The 16,687-nt window shown below is 72.2% G+C and carries 14 protein-coding genes; 9 read left to right on the forward strand and 5 right to left on the reverse strand.

What is annotated here, in order from left to right; translation table 11 throughout:
• The 5 genes from OG599_RS10140 (at position 1) to OG599_RS10160 (ending at position 5,631) form a co-directional block, all read left to right on the forward strand.
• Positions 1-1,200: a biotin-independent malonate decarboxylase subunit beta gene (locus tag OG599_RS10140; protein ID WP_327175642.1), complete on the forward strand. Its 1,200-nt coding sequence runs from the start codon at positions 1-3 to the stop codon at positions 1,198-1,200.
• On the forward strand, positions 1,197-2,126 hold the full coding sequence (gene mdcE, locus OG599_RS10145; RefSeq protein ID WP_327175643.1) for a biotin-independent malonate decarboxylase subunit gamma: 930 nt from the start codon (positions 1,197-1,199) through the stop codon (positions 2,124-2,126). Before OG599_RS10140 ends, mdcE begins: the two co-directional genes overlap by 4 nt.
• Positions 2,114-2,788: a malonate decarboxylase holo-ACP synthase gene (locus tag OG599_RS10150; protein ID WP_327175644.1), complete on the forward strand. Its 675-nt coding sequence runs from the start codon at positions 2,114-2,116 to the stop codon at positions 2,786-2,788. The genes mdcE and OG599_RS10150 overlap by 13 nt, the downstream gene beginning before the upstream one ends.
• Positions 2,785-3,669, forward strand: a complete 885-nt coding sequence (locus OG599_RS10155; RefSeq protein WP_327175645.1) for an ACP S-malonyltransferase — start codon at positions 2,785-2,787, stop codon at positions 3,667-3,669. The genes OG599_RS10150 and OG599_RS10155 overlap by 4 nt, the downstream gene beginning before the upstream one ends.
• A 219-nt stretch (positions 3,670-3,888) precedes the next feature.
• Positions 3,889-5,631: an alpha/beta hydrolase domain-containing protein gene (locus OG599_RS10160; RefSeq protein WP_327175646.1), complete on the forward strand. Its 1,743-nt coding sequence runs from the start codon at positions 3,889-3,891 to the stop codon at positions 5,629-5,631.
• A gap of 110 nt (positions 5,632-5,741) precedes the next feature.
• Here OG599_RS10160 and OG599_RS10165 read toward each other — a convergent pair whose 3' ends face one another.
• On the reverse strand, positions 5,742-6,752 hold the full coding sequence (locus OG599_RS10165) for an AraC family transcriptional regulator (protein ID WP_327175647.1): 1,011 nt from the start codon (positions 6,750-6,752) through the stop codon (positions 5,742-5,744).
• A 100-nt stretch (positions 6,753-6,852) separates the two neighbouring features.
• On the opposite strand from OG599_RS10165, the gene OG599_RS10170 reads away from it, so the two are divergent.
• From OG599_RS10170 to OG599_RS10185, 4 genes are all read left to right on the forward strand, one after another.
• Positions 6,853-7,569: an SDR family NAD(P)-dependent oxidoreductase gene (locus OG599_RS10170; RefSeq protein ID WP_327175648.1), complete on the forward strand. Its 717-nt coding sequence runs from the start codon at positions 6,853-6,855 to the stop codon at positions 7,567-7,569.
• A gap of 78 nt (positions 7,570-7,647) precedes the next feature.
• Positions 7,648-8,736, forward strand: a complete 1,089-nt coding sequence (locus tag OG599_RS10175) for a zinc-binding dehydrogenase (RefSeq protein WP_327175649.1) — start codon at positions 7,648-7,650, stop codon at positions 8,734-8,736.
• Between the two features lie 69 nt (positions 8,737-8,805).
• Positions 8,806-9,345, forward strand: a complete 540-nt coding sequence (locus OG599_RS10180; RefSeq protein ID WP_327175650.1) for a 2,4'-dihydroxyacetophenone dioxygenase family protein — start codon at positions 8,806-8,808, stop codon at positions 9,343-9,345.
• A 76-nt stretch (positions 9,346-9,421) separates the two neighbouring features.
• Entirely contained in the window at positions 9,422-10,912 is a 1,491-nt protein-coding gene (locus OG599_RS10185) for a long-chain-fatty-acid--CoA ligase (RefSeq protein WP_327175652.1), read from the forward strand.
• Positions 10,913-11,054: 142 nt separating this feature from the next.
• Here the strand turns inward: OG599_RS10185 and OG599_RS10190 are convergent, their stop codons facing one another.
• The 4 genes from OG599_RS10190 to OG599_RS10205 form a co-directional block, all read right to left on the reverse strand.
• Positions 11,055-13,256, reverse strand: coding sequence for a B12-binding domain-containing radical SAM protein (locus OG599_RS10190; RefSeq protein ID WP_327175653.1), 2,202 nt, complete (start codon positions 13,254-13,256; stop codon positions 11,055-11,057).
• A complete protein-coding gene (locus tag OG599_RS10195) occupies positions 13,253-14,626 on the reverse strand; it encodes an MFS transporter (protein ID WP_327175654.1) in 1,374 nt (457 codons plus the stop codon). The genes OG599_RS10190 and OG599_RS10195 overlap by 4 nt, the downstream gene beginning before the upstream one ends.
• A gap of 100 nt (positions 14,627-14,726) precedes the next feature.
• Positions 14,727-15,320: a flavoprotein gene (locus OG599_RS10200; protein ID WP_327175655.1), complete on the reverse strand. Its 594-nt coding sequence runs from the start codon at positions 15,318-15,320 to the stop codon at positions 14,727-14,729.
• Complete coding sequence (locus OG599_RS10205) at positions 15,317-16,684, reverse strand: radical SAM/SPASM domain-containing protein (protein ID WP_327175656.1); 1,368 nt, start codon at positions 16,682-16,684, stop codon at positions 15,317-15,319. Before OG599_RS10205 ends, OG599_RS10200 begins: the two co-directional genes overlap by 4 nt.
• Positions 16,685-16,687 lie beyond the last annotated feature (3 nt).

The following is a 16,687-nucleotide window of genomic DNA, read 5'->3' on the forward strand; positions in this document are numbered from 1 at the left end:
ATGCGGACTCTCTCCTTCACTTGTACGAGCCAGCTCCCGATGCGCCGCCGCGCACACGTCGGCGCGGTCGCCTCCGGCGACCTGGAGATCGTCATGACCCCGGCCCCGGGCCTGACCCCGGGGCCGGCCGAGGCCACCGTCGTGGTGCGCACAAGTGTCGACGGGTACGACACCGTCTGGCGTCGCGTCCTCGACCGCTTCTTCTCCGAGGGAGCGCCCGCCGGGCACTACGAGGTCAACGACTTCGGCGCCACGCCGGGCATGGTGTCGCTGCGCCTGGCCCAGGCCCGCGAGGCGGCGGACACGGCCGGGGATGCGGTGCCCGAACCGGCGCCGGTGCTTCCCGCCCCGGCACCACGGCCATCGTTCGGCGAACTGACCGCACGCGAGCGGGTTCGGGCCGTCCTCGACCCCGGCACCTTCCGCGAACTGCTCGGCCCGTTCGAGGGCCCGCAGTCACCGCACCTGGTCCCGCAAGGTGTTGTTCCGCAGAGCGACGACGGAGCGGTTGTCGGCCGCGGCACCCTGGAGGGCGCCGACGCCGTCGTACTCGCCCTGGACGGCGCGTTCCAGGGCGGTGGCGTGGGCGAGGTTTCCGGCGCCAAGCTCGCCGCCGCCCTGGACCTGGCCGCCGAGGACCGTCGCCGGGGCCTGCCGATCCGCGTCGTCCTCCTCCTGGACACCGGCGGAATCCGCCTCCAGGAGGCCAACCTCGGTCTGCTGGCCGTTGCGGAGATCCACGCCTCGCTCGTACGGCTCAGCACCACTGGACCCGTGGTCGGCGTGATCGCCGGGCCGGTGGGCTGCTTCGGCGGCATGGGAATCGCCGCCGCCCTCACCAGCCACCTGATCATGACCCGCGGCGGCCGACTGGGCCTGAACGGTCCCGAGGTCATCGAGACCGAGGCGGGGCCGCAGGAGCTGGAAGCCGCCGACCGGACTGCCGTCTGGGCGATGATCGGCGGCGCCCAGCGCGTCGCGACCGGACAGGCCGAACGACTCGTCGAGGACACGGTCGAACAGGTGGCCGAAGCAGTGCGGGAAGTCTGGCGTTCGCCCGCAGCGGACGCCCCGCCCCCGCGCACCGCACGCATCGCCGAGGCCAGGCGGCTGCTGGCCGCCCTCGACCCCACGCGCCGGCCCACACCGGCCGACCTGCGCACCCTGACCACCGCACCGACCACCCGAGGCACCTCATGAGCGGCATCCGCACACCCCGGCCTCCATCGCCATCCTTTGGCGCCGCCTGGTTCGAAGCCCTGGTCGGCACCGCTGCCGACGCCCTCGTCAATGCGCCGACCGGCACGTCCGCCGGGCCGTCGACCGGTACCTCCCCCGGCATCTCGGGCGGCGTTCCCGCCGGGCGCCGGGCCGACCTGCCCGGATCGATGCGTGTCGGCTCCGTCGGGCTCGACGGTCAGGACGCACTGCTGATCGCCGTCGTGGCCGACCCGGCGGCCCGCCTGCCCCGGGCGCGCGGCGGCGAGGTCGGCCTGGAGGAGGGATGGGCTCTGGCGGACGTGCTGGCCGGGGCCGTCGCCCGCGACCAGGGCCGCTCCCTGCCGCGGCCGATCGTGTTGGTGGTGGACGTTCCCAGCCAGGCCTACGGCTACGTGGAGGAGCTCGTCGGCCTCCACCAGGCACTCGCAGCGGCGGTCGCCGCGGCCGCACGGGCCCGGATGGCCGGGCACCCGCTCGTCGCGCTGATCACCGGCAAAGCCGTCTCCGGGGCGTTTCTCGCTTTCGGCCTCCAGGCCGACCGAATCGTCCTGCTCGATCACGAGGACGTCACCGTGCAGGTGATGTCCAGGCCCGCCACGGCCCGGATCACCCGCCGCAGTCCCGCCGAACTCGACCGTATCGCCGAGCTGGTCCCCGCCACCGCGCACGACGGCGCCTCCTTCGCCGCTCTCGGCGCCGTCCACAGCACCGTGCGGGCCGAGAACCCGGCCGCGCCCACTCCCGCCGACACTGCCGCCGTCCTGACCGCACTGGCCGAGGCCGCCGCCGATGCCCGCGCGGGCATCGGCGGCCTCTCATCGCGCATGTCCTCACCGGCCGCCCGGCAGCAGCGAGCCGCCACCCGCGAGGTACGCGAACGTATCGCCGCCGCGTGGCGGCCGTGAGCCGGACCAGCCCGCTCGTGCACGATCTGGTGCTGATCGCCGACCGGGGCACGCTCACCGCACCCGACGGCGGAGCCCTGGCACATGCCGCGATGCGGGCTGCGGCCGCTGATGTCCCCGACGGCTGCCCCGGAGCCTGGGCCGTGGTGCGCCGGGCGCCGGCGGCGCCGGGACTGCTCGCCGTCGGACTGCGCGGCGCCGCCCGCTCCGAACGGTATGCGGCCTGTGCACCGGCGGACGGCGTGGTCCGGCACCTGACGCCGGACAGTGTCCCGCCCGCCCCGGCTCCCGGGCGCGAGTGGCTGCCCGCCTTCCGTACTCTGGCCGCCTTCCGTGAGACCGCCGTCCGCCTCCGCCTGGGCAACCAGTGGGGGCCCGGCGGCAGTGTCGGCTTCGAACTCGCGACCGGGCGGCCCGCAGTCACCGGGCACAGCGACCTCGACGCCGTCCTGCGCGCACCCGAGCCGCTGCCACGGCACCTGGTCGCCCGGCTGCTCGACGCCGGGACTCCCTACCCCGCCCGCCTCGACCTCTGCGTCGAGACACCGCTGGGCGCCTTCTCCGCCGCCGAATGGCTACGGGAAGGCACCGGGGGACGCATCGTGCTGAAGACCCCCGGCGGGCCGGTGCTCACCTCCGCGCCCTGGGGGCGCGAACCGTGACCACGACCGCCGTCCTCTTCCCCGGCCAGGGGGCCCAGCGCCCCCGCATGCTCCACGACCTGCCCCCCGAAGGCAGGGCGGTGCTCGACGAGGCGTCCCGGGTCCTGGGCGAGGACACCGACACCCTTGACACCGACCAGTCCCTGGCGGGCACCCGCGGTACGCAACTGGCCCTGCTGCTGGCCGGAACCGCCTGGCACCGAGCGGCCCGGGCGGCAGGCATGTCCGCCGACTACCTCGCCGGGCACTCCTTGGGCCTGTGGACCGCCGCCGTGGCCGCCGATGCCCTGGACCTCGCCGACGCGGTCGCACTCGTCGACCTGCGCGCCCGCGCCATGGCCGCGAGTGCGCCCCCGAGTTCCGGCATGCTCGCCGCCCAGGGCGTGGGGCCGGCCGCCGTCGAGGCACTCACTGCCGAACTGCGCGCCCTCGGCCATCAGGTGTGGGCCGCCAACACCAACGGATGTGCGCAGGTCACCGCTTCCGGCACGGATGAAGCCCTGGACCTGCTCACCGCGCGCCTGCCCGCACTCGGCGCCCGCCGTGTGGTCCGGCTGCCGGTCGCCGTACCCGCGCACTGTCCGCTCATGGCACCCGCCGCTCAACAGGTCGCCGACGCCCTGAGCCTGGTCGAGATCCGCCGACCGCGCGTCCCCGTCGCGGGGAACCTGACCGGCCAGACGCTCTTCGACGCCGGGCGCCTGCGTACCGAACTGAGTGCCGGCATGACCCGGGGCGTCCGTTGGTCGACCGCCGTGCAGGTCCTCGCCGAGCGCGGTGTCACGCGCTGGATCCAGGCCCCGCCCGGCCGGGACCTTCTCGACTTCGGCAGACTGCCCGGACAGGCAGTGCCCGCCCGAATCTGCCCGACCGGCCCGTGAACCCCGCGGCAAGGCCGTGTCCGACCATGCGCGTCGGATCGGCGGGCGGTGTCCGGTGCGGCGCATCGCAAGGCGGAGGACCGCCCGAGCACGGGATGTACTCGCGCGGTCCGACAACGCCGCGAGGTGCCGTGCCGGGCGCCGACCGCCCGGCCGGAATGGTCAGACACGGCCTGGCGCCTCACCGGACCGGAAACAGCCGTCATCACGAGGTGGAACATGCTGGAACAACTCACCGTCACATCCGCCGATCCCTACGAGGACCTTCCCTACGAGTGGGTGACCGCCATCGCGTCATTCGCCGTCGATCCCGACGACCCGGCCAACACCCGCGTCACTGATCTCGGCCTCGCGCCCCGCGACACCGACGGCCTGGTCCGCTTCGACGCGGACGTCCGCATACTGCGCCCCACCTCGGGCGGCGCCGGCCGGGCCCTGCTCAGCGTTCCCAACCGCGGTATGACCATGGGTCTGCCGTTCAACCACCTGCCCGACCCTCAGTTCGGCCTGGGCCGCTACCCCGCGGGGATGGACGCCTTCCTGCCACGTCGCGGCTGGACCGTCGCCTGGTGCGGCTGGCAGTGGGACGTCCCGCGCACCCCCACCTCGCTCGGTCTGACGGCACCGGTCGCGGACGTCGAGCCCGGCTGGCTGCGGGTCGAGTTCCGGCCCGACGCAGACCAGGACGACCACGCCCTCAGCGACTCCAACCCGCTGGTCTCCTTCAGCGACTACCCCACCGCCGACCGCACCGACCCGCAGGCCGTCCTCACTGTCCGCACCTCGCCGATGGGCCCGGAGCAGACGGTGCCGCGCTCCCGGTGGCGCTTCACCGGCGACACCCGCTTCGAGGTGGAGGGCGGCTTCCGCGCCTTCCACTGGTACCGGCTGCGCTACCGCTCGGCGTTCGCCCCGGTCGTCGGCGCGGGCCTGCTCGCCCTGCGCGACTTCGGCGCGAGCCTGCGCGCGGGCCACAGCCACGTCCTCACCACCGGCATCTCACAGAGCGGGAGGGTGCTGCGTCACCTCCTGCACGAGGGGATGAACCTCGACGAACACGGCAACCAGGTCTTCGACGGCGTGTTCGCCCAGGTCGCCAGCGCACGCCGGGGCGAGTTCAACCAGCGTTACGGGCAGCCCGCCCTGCTCCACCCGCTCACCCCCGCCTACGGCGCCCCTCTCGACACCACCGCACTGCTCGGCCGCCAGCGCGCTGCCGGCGGCGTCCCCAAAACCGTCCTCGTCAACAGCGCGTACGAGTACTGGCGCGGTGACGGCGCCCTCGTCCACCAGGACCCGCACACGGGCGACGACCTGCCCGAGGACCCCGACGCCCGCACCTACCTGATCTCCGGCACCGACCACCTCGGCCCGGTGTCGTTCCTGAAGACGGCCATGCCGCTGGCCAACCCGCCGCACCTGCTCGACCCGACGCTCGTCACGCGGGCCCTGTTCGTCCAGCTGGACGAGTGGGTGAGCGAAGGCCGCGAGCCGGAGCCCAGTCAGGTCCCGCGCCGCGGCGACGGCACCGCCGTCACCCGGGAGGAGGTCCTGGCGTCCTTCCCCGAGCCGGCACTGCCCGATCCCGAGCACCTCACCCACACACCGGCCATCGACCCCGACACCGCGTGGCCTCTGCGAACCGGCGAGCCGCTCGTCGCCCTGGTCTCCGCAGTGGATGCCAACGGCAACGAGCGCGCGGGCATCCGCCTGCCCGAAGTGGCCGTCGGCGCCGCGGCCTACACCGGCTGGAACCCCCGCGCACACGTGGACGGCCTCCCCGACGTCCTCTACGAGATGCCCGGCAGCCGCCTTCCCGTGCCGGGCACGGCCGCACGTCCCGACGCGGCCGCGATCCGCGCGGCCGCGCAGGACCTGGTGGCGCACCGCTTCCTTCTCCCCGAGGACCTGGAGCATGCCGTGGAGCAGGGCCTGCGCGAACTCGGGGACCCGCCGAAGTAGCCAAGGGGCGGGCGGCTTGGCGATGTCATCCCGCTGAGACGCCCGATGTCCCCTGCGATCGCCGTGAGTACATGCCGGATGGGGGACCTGGCGCCGCAGGACGGTGGATGTCAGGCCGAAGCCGCCCGATGGGCCAGTGGGGCGCAGCCGAACCACCGCCGGCAGGAACGGCTGAAGCTGCTCTGTTCGCTGTATCCGAGGACGTCGGCGAGTTGTGCCAACGGCATGCCCGTGGTGCGGAGATAGCGGTCGGCGAGCTCGCGGCGCACGTCGTCGACGATCTCCTGGAACGTGGTCCCGTGGGCGGCCAGCTGTCGTTGCAGGGTCCGCGGGTGCACGGCGAAGCTCTCCGCGACGTCCTCAAGCCCGAACCGCCGGGTTGGCAACGCCCGTTTGACCACGCTCTGGACGTCGGCCGGCAGGCCACTGCCGCCGAGGCCGCCCACCACACCGCTCAGATACTCGAGAACGATCCGCCTCACCGCCGGATCGCTGCCCTCGACCGGCCGGCCCAGCACGTCCGCCGAGAAGGCGAATCCCCAATGATCCTGCTCCGTCGCCACCGGGCAGCCGAAGTAGCTCTCGTACGTGGCCATGGACGCGGCCGGCCGGCTCAGGAACGAGGCGGAGAGCGGGGTGAAATCCTTCCCGATGAGCATCCGGAAGATCTGCAGACTGGTACCGAGGGACAGCTCACCGATCTGGGCCAGGTCGATGAGCCCTCGACGCACCCGCGGTCGGATGCGGAAGTGGTACTGGGCGACCGGCCCCTCGGCCTCGACGGCGATCTCGATCGCGGGACTGTACTGGTGGAGGAACCGGGTGATCCCGTCGAGCGCCTCGCCCACCGACGCGGCGTGGCGGCCGATGACGCCGACCGGGCCGAGGACGTCCAGACCCTGATGGGTGGAGAGACGCAGCCCGAGGTCGGGACAGTCGTGCCGCCTGGCAGCGAGGTCGAGGACGGTCACCAGAGAGCGGTACTGGATGTACTCGTCCGGGTCGCCGACCACATCCGGACGGATGCCCGCCTGCCGCAGCAGCGGATCGGGCTGTCCGCCGAGAGACGTGACCAGCGCGGGAAATCCGGTGAGGGAGCTGGAGCGGATCAACGAACTCATGTCGCCAAGTGTCAAATCCTTGTCGTCCGACGTCAAGACTTGGCGGGGGCGTAGTTGCAAGCTGGGGCCAGTCACCGTTCCGGAGCAAGGGAGCCCTCGGATGCCCGTCAACTTCGACGTGTCAGGCAAACACGTCCTCATCACCGGTGGCCGTGGCGGCATCGGCAGCGCGATCGCGACGGCGTTCGTCGAGGCCGGAGCACATGTGATCGCCACGGACCTCGTCCCCCTGGCCGAGAAGACGCGCGAGGGCATCGACGACAGGACCCTCGACGTACGCGACGCCGACGCGGTGCGGGTGCTCGCCGGCACACTCGGCCGGCTCGACGTGCTGGTGCAGTGCGCGGGCCGTGCCGCGCCGATGGAGGAGTACGAACTCGCCACGTTCGAGGAAATCGTCGGCATCCATCTGACCGGCTCGTTCTCGGTGGCGACCACGTTGCGGCCGCTGCTGGCCGCGTCCGGCGGCAGCGTCATCAATGTCGGCTCGATGTACAGCTACTTCGGCTCCCCGCTGGTACCGGCCTACGGTGCCGCCAAGGCCGGCATCGTCCAGCTGACCAAGACCCTGGCCCTTGCCTGGGCGGCCGAGGGCATCCGGGTCAACGGCATCGCGCCCGGCTGGATCCGTACCGCGCTGACCGCGCCGCTCGAGGCGCTGCCGGGAGCGGCCGAGGCGATCACCAGCCGTATCCCCGGCGGGCAGCTCAGCGAGCCCGAGGAGCTCGCGGGGACCGCGCTGTTCCTCGCCTCCCCCGCCGCCCGGCTGATCAACGGCGTGACCATCCCGGTCGACGGCGGATACAGCGCCGGATGACACCCATCCCGACCAGCCCGCGCGCGCCGGCCCGACCGGCCGCCCCGGCCATGTGACGACCGTCGACGGAGAGACCTCATGACGATGCGAGCGGTAATCCTGCGGAACGGCGGCCTCGAACTCACGGAGGTGCCGATACCCGTCCCCGGCCCCGGCGAGGTCCTGGTCAGGACCCTGGCCAACGGCATCTGCGGTTCGGACCTGCACTGCGTGTCGCACAGCCACGAACTCGCCGCCGGCGTGAGGGCGGTGACCGGCGGAGACCTGCTCGACCCGCACCGGCCGGTCGTGCTGGGGCACGAGTTCTGCGCCGAGGTGGTACGCGACGGGCCCGGGACGGAAGGGACGTTCGCGCCCGGCGCCCGCGTCGTGTCTCCGCCCGTGCTCGCCCGGCCCGTGCCCGTGAACCTGGGATTCGGCGGCGTCGAGGCGCCGGGCGGCTACGCCGAGTACATGGTGCTGACCGAGGGGCTGCTGATGCCGGTGCCCGACGACCTGTCGAGCGAAGTGGCTTCGCTGACCGAGCCGTTGGCGGTGGCTCTGCACGCCGTCAACCGCGGAGCCCTCGGGAACGACGACGTTCCGATCGTCATCGGCTGCGGCCCGATCGGCCTCGCGGTGATCTCGGTGCTGAAGATGCGGGGCATCGGTCCGGTCATCGCGGCGGACTTCTCGCCCGCCCGCCGCGCCCTCGCCGCCGAACTCGGCGCCGACATCGTGGTCGACCCGCGCGAGACCTCCCCGTACGACTCCTGGCGCGAGGTGGCAGCGGTCAGCGAGCCGAGCCGCTACGGGCGCCAGACCGCGCTGTTCCCGACGCTGCCGTTCCGTCCGTCCGTGGTCTTCGAGTGCGTCGGCGTGCCCGGTGTCATCCAGCAGGTACTGGCCGGCGCCCCTGCCTGCTCCCGGGTGGTCGTCGCCGGCCTCTGCATGGCCGAGGACCGCTTCCTGCCCACCTTCGGCGTGCTCAAGGAGATCGACCTGGTCTTCTCCCTCTACTACACGGTCGAGGAGTTCGCCCGGACCCTGGCGCATCTCGCGGCCGGCGAGCTGCGGGCCGAGCCGCTCATCACCGGCCGGGTCGGCCTCGACGGGGTCGTGGACGCCTGCCGTGGCCTGGCCGACCCCGAGAAGGACGCCAAGGTTCTCATCGTCCCCACACACTGACGCACCGTCACCCACCCGTGCGCGAACACTGAAGAACTGCGCGAACACTGAAGAACAAGGAGACAGCAGATGGCCGTCCAGCCCTCCGCCGCCAAGCTTCCCGTCACGTCCCTCCCGCAGGGCGAGCTGCTGACGCTGAACGTCAACGACATCCCGGTGATCAAGGACTCGCTCGGCCCGGGCATCCACTACCAGCCGCTCTTCCTCGACCCCGAGGTCGGCGTCTGGGTCGTGCTGGCCCACTTCTCTCCCGGCGCGGAGCTCCCGATCCACCTGCACACGGGTGCCGTGCACGCGTACACCCTCAAGGGCTCGTGGGCCTACCGGGAGTACCCGGACCAGCCGCAGACCGAGGGTTCGTACCTGTACGAGCCCGGTGCCTCCGTCCACAAGCTCTTCGTGCCGGAGAGCAACACCGAGGACACCGTCGTGCTGTACGTCGTCTACGGCGCGAACATCAACTTCTCCGACGACGGCCAGTTCCACTCGGTGCTCGACGCGGTCACCATCCAGGGTCTGACCGCCCAGCTCTCCCAGGCACAGGGCCTGGGAGACATCAACTACCTGACGGGCGGGGCCGCCCGCTACACCGCCGCCAAGGACGCGTGAGCCCCGTACCGACGGAAAGCGCCTCGGGCGCGTATCCGCAGAGTCGCATCGAAAGCCCGCACGAAAGAGGTCAACGGTGACCAATCTCGCCCACAACCTGGCGCACACCGCCGAGGCCCACCCCGACCGTCCCGCCCTCCGTCTCGACGACCAGGTGCTCGACTACCGGACCCTGGACGAGCACAGTGCCCGAGTCGCTTCCTGGCTGACCGCGGAGGGCGTCACGCCGGGCGACCGTGTCGCGATCATGCTGCCCAACATCCCGCAGTTCGCGGTCGTCTACTACGGAGCACTGCGGGCGGGTGCTGTCGTCGTTCCGATGAACCCCCTGCTGAAGGCCGACGAGGTCGGCTACAGCGCCGGGGACTGCGGCGCTCGCACGATCGTCACCTGGGGCGCGGCGGCGGCGGAGGCATCGCTCGCCGCCGAGCGGCTGGGCATCACGTGCACCGACGTCACCACCGCCGAATTCGCCAACGCTCTCGCCTCCGTGGAGCTCCCCACCACGATCACGGAGCGCGCGGACGACGACGCGGCCGTAATCCTCTACACCTCGGGCACCACCGGCCGCCCGAAGGGAGCCGTCCTCACCCACGGCAACCTGCAGAGCAACACCGAGACCGTCAGCGGGCTCCTCGGCATCACCGGCACCGACACGGTCTTCGGCGGCCTGCCCTTCTTCCACGTCTTCGGGCAGACCTGCGGACTCAACGCCGCCGTGCTGACCGGCGCCTGCGTGACGCTCCTGCCGCGCTTCGACGCCGCCGCCGCGCTGCGGATCCTGCTCCGCGACCAGGTCACCGTCATGGAAGGGGTGCCCACCATGTTCGTCGCCCTGCTCGCGGCGGCGGAGGTGGCCGGCGGGGCGGGCACCGACACCGTGCGGATCTCGGCGACCGGCGGCTCGGCCATGCCGGTCGACGTGCTGCACCGCTTCGAGGCGGCCTTCGGCTGCCCCGTCGTCGAGGGGTACGGACTGTCCGAGACCGCGCCTGTGGTCACGCTCGGGGCGGTCGACGGTGTGCGCAAGCCCGGTTCGATCGGCACACCCATCGACGGGGTGGAGGTCCGGCTGATCGACGAGGAGGGCAAGGACTCCCCCGAGGGCGGCATCGGGGAGATCGCCGTACGCGGCCCCAACATCATGTCGGGCTACTGGAACCGGCCCGATGCCGAGGCGGCCTCCTTCACGGACGGCTGGTTCCGTACCGGCGATCTCGCCCGCCGCGACGTGGACGGGCACTACTTCATCGTCGACCGCAAGAAGGACATGATCATCAGGGGTGGCTACAACGTCTACCCCCGTGAGATCGAGGAACTGCTCTACACGCACCCCGCCGTCGCCGAGGCCGCCGTCATCGGCGTCCCGCACGAGCTCCACGGGGAGGAGATCACCGCGTTCATCACGCTCAGGCCCGGTGTCACGGCCACGCCGGAGGACCTGCGCGCGTACGTCAAGGCCCGGGTCGCCCCGTACAAGTACCCCCGGATCGTCCGCCTCGCCGACACGCTCCCCAAGGGCCCGACGGGCAAGATCCTCAAGCGCGCCCTCTCGGAGCGGTCCTGACCGCACCCGCCACGGCCGCAGGTCGCCTGGACCGCTGAACAACCCGGAGCACTTCTTCGCCCCGAACGAGCCGGTGGCGGCCGGGACGGACATCCAGGATGCCCGGCGTCCCCCTCGTCCGCCCCGGCCGCCCCGGGCGGTCTCAGACCCGGGCCTGCGTCGCGAGCATCACACGCAGGGCGCGGGTCACGGCGTTGTCCGTGCCGAAGTCCACCCCGGCGGGCACCTCGACCAGGCCGCCGTTGGCCATGACCAGGACGCCGCAGGCCCCGGGTCGGGCCGTGCCGGGGCCGTCCAGCCATTCCTCGTACGCGCCGGACGTGGTGTCGAGGTGCGCCCTGCTCCTGCGGCTCACCTCCGCCATCAGCTCGTCGACACCGGTCAGTTCGTCGACGGAGGCGAACGGAATCCTCACCACCGGCTCCTCGACCAGGCGGACACGGGGCTCCTTCTCGCGGCCGGTCCCCTCGGGTGCCTCGGGCAGGAGTCCGCGGCCGAAACGCGCGAAGTACAGCAGGGTGTGCGCGGAGTCGATGCCGCCGAGGAAGGGGCGGTCGAAGCTGGTTTTGCGGTTGCCGGTGCTGTACTCGCGGGGAATCCGCGGGTCCTCCGCCACCGGCCAGTGGGCCTCGCCGGTCTCCCGGTCCCGCCAGGGCAGGTAGCGCCGGATGTCGTCGGAGGCGGAGAGCGGCAGCAGATCGACGCCGAAGCGCCCGGGGTCCTTGGCCACGATGGAACCGGGCGTCAGCGCGAACACCCCGATGCCCGCGGTGGTCCACAGCTTCTCGTGGTGCTGGAGGAACTCGTACGTCGCCAGCGCCTCCGCCCGGGTCTCGGTGGGGAAGCCGGTGAAGCCCATGATCTGGGCGGCGATGCCGTTGCGTGCCAGCTCGGCCAGGACGTCGGGGACGACGTCGATCCCGACCCCCTTGTCGATGAGGTCGAGGATCCGCTGGGCGCCGGACTCGTAGCCGAAGGAGATCGCGACGCAGCCGGAGGCCGCGAGGAGTTCACCCACGGCACGCTTGGGGAACGTGCGTTCCAACCGCAGCTCGGCGGACCACCGCAGGTCCAGGGTCGATTCCACGAGGGCGGCGGCGAGGGTGCGCAGATAGCGGGGGGACATGGCGTCCACCGCGAAGTACAGGGTCCTGCCGTAGCGGCTCGCCTCCCGCAGGTCCTCCAGCACGGCGGCGACAGGGCGTTCACGTGACGGCGAGGTCGGCCGGTCGGTGTTGAGGCCGTAGTCGCAGAAGGTGCACTTGTTCCAGTAGCAGCCCCGGGTCGGGCTGTAGAGGATGACCGGCTCGGGTGCCCAGTAGCGCTCCCAGTCCCACACGTCGTACGCCGGGGAGGCGAGCGCCGCCACATCGCTGTACGCGATGTCGGGGACCGGCCGGCTCCTGGTCATCACGCCGCCGATGGCCTCGAAGGCGTCGCCGCCCCGGACCGCGCCGTTGCCGACCGCGTCGAGGATGCCGATGAGCGCGGCCTCGCCCTCGCCGGGCACGATCAGGTCGGCGTCCTGGAATACCCGCCACGGGGCCGCGAGGTCCGGGGCGTACTTGACCACGTCGCCGACCTCGGTGCCGCCGAAGACGATCACCGTGTCGGGCAGCACGGTACGGATCAGGCGGGCCATCCTCAGGGCGACGGGCAGCTGGCTGGTGTAGTTGACCGACAGGCCCACCACCGCCCAGGGGCGTTCGCGCAGTTTCGGGACGAACTCGTCGGCGAAGTAGCCCTCGAAGGGGCGGGCGAGGGCCGCCGGGACAGCCGGGTCGGACAGGTCCGCCGTACTGCACAGGTTGACGGCGGACTTCACCCGCATCGAGAAGCCGTCCGCCGCGCCGGGCGGCATCTCCAGGGCGATCAGGTCCCACCACCGGCTCATCACCGCGACCGCCTGGGCGTAGGTCGGGGGGTGGTAGAAGTGCTCGGGGTCCTGGAACACGCCGATCGCGTCGCGGGCCGATGTGGCGCTCAGGCCCTCGGCGGCCAGCGCCTGCCGGTAACGGATCTCGTCGTGCCGGCGCGGGGCGGCGGACCTGGCGTCGATCTCGGCGCGGGCGCGGCGGGCGGCGGCGAGCGTCGCGCCGAAGCGCTCGGGGTCGGCGAGGTAGGTGAAGGCGTCGAGGTTGGCGTCCACACAGGCGTACTCGGTGTGGCCGGCCTCGCGGGCGGCGCCCACGAGGTACGGGATCGAGTGGTAGGCGGTCGTCGGGTCGGTCACCGGCGGGTTGACCAGCAGGTAGGCGGTGTTGCCGGTGCCCCGGCCCGGCCGCCGGCCGTGGCCGGGCTCCCCCTCGAACCGCGGCATGCCCAACGGGACGAACACGCTCATCGCTGTGACTCCTGACTGTTGTCCTGCCGTGGATGCGGGGCACGGGCGGCCTGCACGCCGGAGGCGGGGCCGCTCGCCGGGGCCCCCGGAGGTGCGGGGACCGGTGGGGCGTACTCGGTGCCGGAGCGGTGGTCGCGAAAGGCGCGCTGGCTGAGCGCGCCCAGTACGGACAGGGCGATGGCCGCGCCCGCCACCGGGAAGAACGGTGCCGCGCCGAGGTGGCGGACCCCGAAGCCGGCCACGGCCACGGAGACCGGGAAGGTGCCCATGACGGCCAGCATGACCAGGCTCATGACCCGGCCGATGAGTGCCGGCGGGGCCCAGACCTGGAGCAGTGTCACCACGACGATGTTCTGCCAGCCGCTGGCCAGCGCGTAGACGCACACGCACACGGCGGCGCCGACCAGGCCGCCGGCGTACGGGACGGCGCTCAAGGCGATGCCCATGACGACCGCGAGGGCGGCGAAGAGATAGGCGGGCGACTCCACCGGCCGGCTGCGGGCGGCCACCAGCGAACCGGCGAGACCGCCCAGGCTCAGGCAGGTGAGCAGGACACCGTAGCCGGTGGCGCCCATGCCCTGGTGGGCCAGTTCGGGCAGGGCCACCTCGATCGTGCCGTTGAAGGCCAGGTTGCAGACGAGGGCCACCACCAGGACGACGTGCAACAGCCTTCCGTGGCGCAGCAGTTCGACGAAGGACGTCTCGCGGGCCGGGAGTTCCTCGGCACCCGCGGGCCCGTCCTTCCGGGGCGCGTCCGCATCCGCGCCGGAGCGTATCCGGGCGAGCACCAGCGCCGACACGAGGAAGGACGCGGCGTCGACGGTGAGCGCCGGGCCCGCGTCGAAGGCGGCCACCAGGGCGCCGCCCGCCGTCGGCCCGAGGAGTCCGCCGACCTGGTTGACCATGGTCGACAGGGCGTTGCCCCGGCCCAGGTCCTCCTTGGGCAGCAGGGCGGGCAGAAGGGTGTACGAGGCGGGGATGAAGATCCCGGAGCAGGCGCCCAGGACGACGGCGATGGGCGCGAGCTGGGCCAGAGTCGGTGTCCCGGTCGAGGCGAGCACCGCGAGGATGCCCACGGCCACGGCCCGCACCAGGTCGGCCACGAGCATCACCCGCCGGCCGCCGATCCGGTCGGCCACCACGCCGCCCAGCGGAATGGTGACGACGCGGGGGATGCCGTAGCAGGCCAGGACCGTGCCGAGCAGGACGGGGCCGCCGTCACCGGAGAGAATCAGCCACGGCAGCGCCACGGCGTAGCAGTAGTCGCCGACCGTGGAGGAGAGCTGCCCGGCGAGCAGCAGCCGGAAGCCGCGCACCGACATCGGTCCGCTCGCCAGTGCCGTACGGAACCTCTGTCCGGCTGGTGCCACGTGTCCTCCTCGTGCTGGTGCCGGTGTTCAGCCGCCGAGCGGGCCTGGGCGGTGTCCTCGAACTGCCGTCGCACGGCGGACGGCAGTGTGAAGGCGCGCCCTACGGGACAGCCGTCACGTCCAGGTCCAGGAACTCGCGGATCACCGCGGTCACGGTGTTCGGCGGCGGCAGCCCGAGGTTCTTGCGTACGTCGCCCGCGGAGATCTGCCAGGCGGGGGCGGGTACCGGGTCCACCACGGCGTGGCCGTCGGCGCGCAGCCGGGCCACGTTCCGGCGGACGGCGGGGCGCTCCCACATCAGGCTGTTCATGCTCGGGAAGAACAGCACCGGGCGCTCGTGGGCGAGCAGTGCCGAGCTGAGGAGTCCGGAGGCGAGTCCGTTGGCGGCCTGGCCGAGCATGTTGGCGGTGGCGGGCAGGACGACGAACCGTTCCGCCCAGACGGCGGGGGCGACATGGCCGATCGTCAGTTCGTCCTCGCCGTCGCAGTACACGTCCCGGCACAGCAGACGCATGGTGGCGGCCGGGACGAGCACGGCGGCGGAGCGGGTCATGGCCATGCGGATCTCGACGCCGGGTCCGAGGCCGGTGCGCAGGGCCATGAGGTACTGCGGAACGGCGAGTACGTTGCCGGAGCCGCACACCCCGATGAGTAGCCGGCGAGGGGAGTCCGGGCCGGTCTCCGCCGTCTTCACCGGGCTCCGGCGGGCTCACCGGCCGCCTCGCGCAGGCCGATCTGGGCGGCGACGAGATCGAGCCTCTCCTGAACGTTGTACTTGTAGCTGGGGCAGGGCGGATGGCCCTCCTGCCATGCCTTGGGGCAGGCGCCGCCGCAGGTGGGCATGAAGACGCAGCCCTTGCACCAGGTGGTGCCCGCGGCGATCTCGTCGTTCCAGCCGTCGAAGGGGCCCAGCGGCCGGACCGGTTCGGTGCCCGCCCGGTCGATGTGCGTCAGCACGAGGGTGCGCTCGGCCTCGGGGACGAGGGGGTACTCGCTGCACGAGAAGATGTTTCCGGTGCTGCTGATGATCTCGGACGAGCGGGTCGTGGCCGGGCAGAGGACCTTCCGCGCGGTGGTCGGCATCAGCTGCGTGTGCAGCCCGTGCTGGGCGAGCAGCCGGAGCCACCCCGTCTCGCGTTCGGCGAACTCCTGCTTGGACACCTCGATCGCCGATACGTCGTTTCCCCACGAGTGGACGGGAAAGATCGAGAAGGACACGCGGGGGTGGCTGAAACCCAACTCCGCCATCAGCTCGATATAGCGGGGTACGTCGTCCTGGTTGTGCACATCGACATTCGTCCGGAACGAGAAATGGGTGGGCCCAAGATCCGGTTCGTCGAGTACGGAACGCACGGCGCGCACGATGTTCCAGAAAGATCCGCGTCCGCTTTTCAGTGGCCGGTGTTCATTGTGTATGTCCGGCGGCCCGTCGATCGTGATCTCGAAATGGGTGACCCCGCAGGAGCGGATCAGTGTGCCGATTTTCTTCGGGGTGAGGAGGGAGCCGTTGGTGACGATCACCGAGGAGTAGGCGACCCCGCGCTCGGCGGCGGCGGCGACGAACCGGGGGGCGAGGTCGCGGATGACCGCGTAGCCCATCATCGGTTCGGCCCCGAACCAGTCGATGCGGGCACTGCGGGTCTCCGGGGCGTTCACGGCGCGCAGCACGCGGTCGCGGACCCGGCTGCGGTGGGTGTGGGACAGCCCGCCCCGGGTGTGCTCCTGGCCGCAGTAGGCGCACCCCATGTTGCAGTAGGAGGTCGGCAGCAGGGCGATGTGCACGGCCGAACGCTCCGCCGACGCGCGTCGGTTGCGGTCGAGTACGGCGGACAGCTCGTCCTCGCCGGCCGGTACGAGCAGCTGGGCCGCGCGCAGCGCGCCGGTCCAGGCCGGGGTGAGCGCGCCGGCGTCCCGGGCCTCCAGTGCCCGCGCGGTGGGGAGGTCCACCGCGATGGTGCTGGCGGTGCGGGTGCCGTAGGCGAGCCGAACCGGGACGCCGGTGGTGTCGGCGTACGCGCGGTCGCTCAGCACCAGGTATCTGCTGACTTGGTCCATCATCAC

Origin of the sequence: Streptomyces sp. NBC_01335 (genome assembly GCF_035953295.1) — a bacterium.
Lineage (GTDB): Bacteria > Actinomycetota > Actinomycetes > Streptomycetales > Streptomycetaceae > Streptomyces.

What these genes read in the sequence shown, in the direction of transcription:
- OG599_RS10160 (WP_327175646.1), top strand. Translation starts at nt 3,889, where the DNA reads ATGCTGGAACAACTCACCGTCACATCCGCCGATCCCTACGAGGACCTT.
- OG599_RS10170 (WP_327175648.1), top strand. Translation starts at nt 6,853, where the DNA reads ATGCCCGTCAACTTCGACGTGTCAGGCAAACACGTCCTCATCACCGGT.
- OG599_RS10180 (WP_327175650.1), top strand. Translation starts at nt 8,806, where the DNA reads ATGGCCGTCCAGCCCTCCGCCGCCAAGCTTCCCGTCACGTCCCTCCCG.
- OG599_RS10190 (WP_327175653.1), bottom strand. Translation starts at nt 13,256, where the DNA reads ATGAGCGTGTTCGTCCCGTTGGGCATGCCGCGGTTCGAGGGGGAGCCC.
- OG599_RS10175 (WP_327175649.1), top strand. Translation starts at nt 7,648, where the DNA reads ATGACGATGCGAGCGGTAATCCTGCGGAACGGCGGCCTCGAACTCACG.
- mdcE (WP_327175643.1), top strand. Translation starts at nt 1,197, where the DNA reads ATGAGCGGCATCCGCACACCCCGGCCTCCATCGCCATCCTTTGGCGCC.
- OG599_RS10205 (WP_327175656.1), bottom strand. Translation starts at nt 16,684, where the DNA reads ATGATGGACCAAGTCAGCAGATACCTGGTGCTGAGCGACCGCGCGTAC.
- OG599_RS10140 (WP_327175642.1), top strand. Translation starts at nt 1, where the DNA reads ATGCGGACTCTCTCCTTCACTTGTACGAGCCAGCTCCCGATGCGCCGC.
- OG599_RS10165 (WP_327175647.1), bottom strand. Translation starts at nt 6,752, where the DNA reads ATGAGTTCGTTGATCCGCTCCAGCTCCCTCACCGGATTTCCCGCGCTG.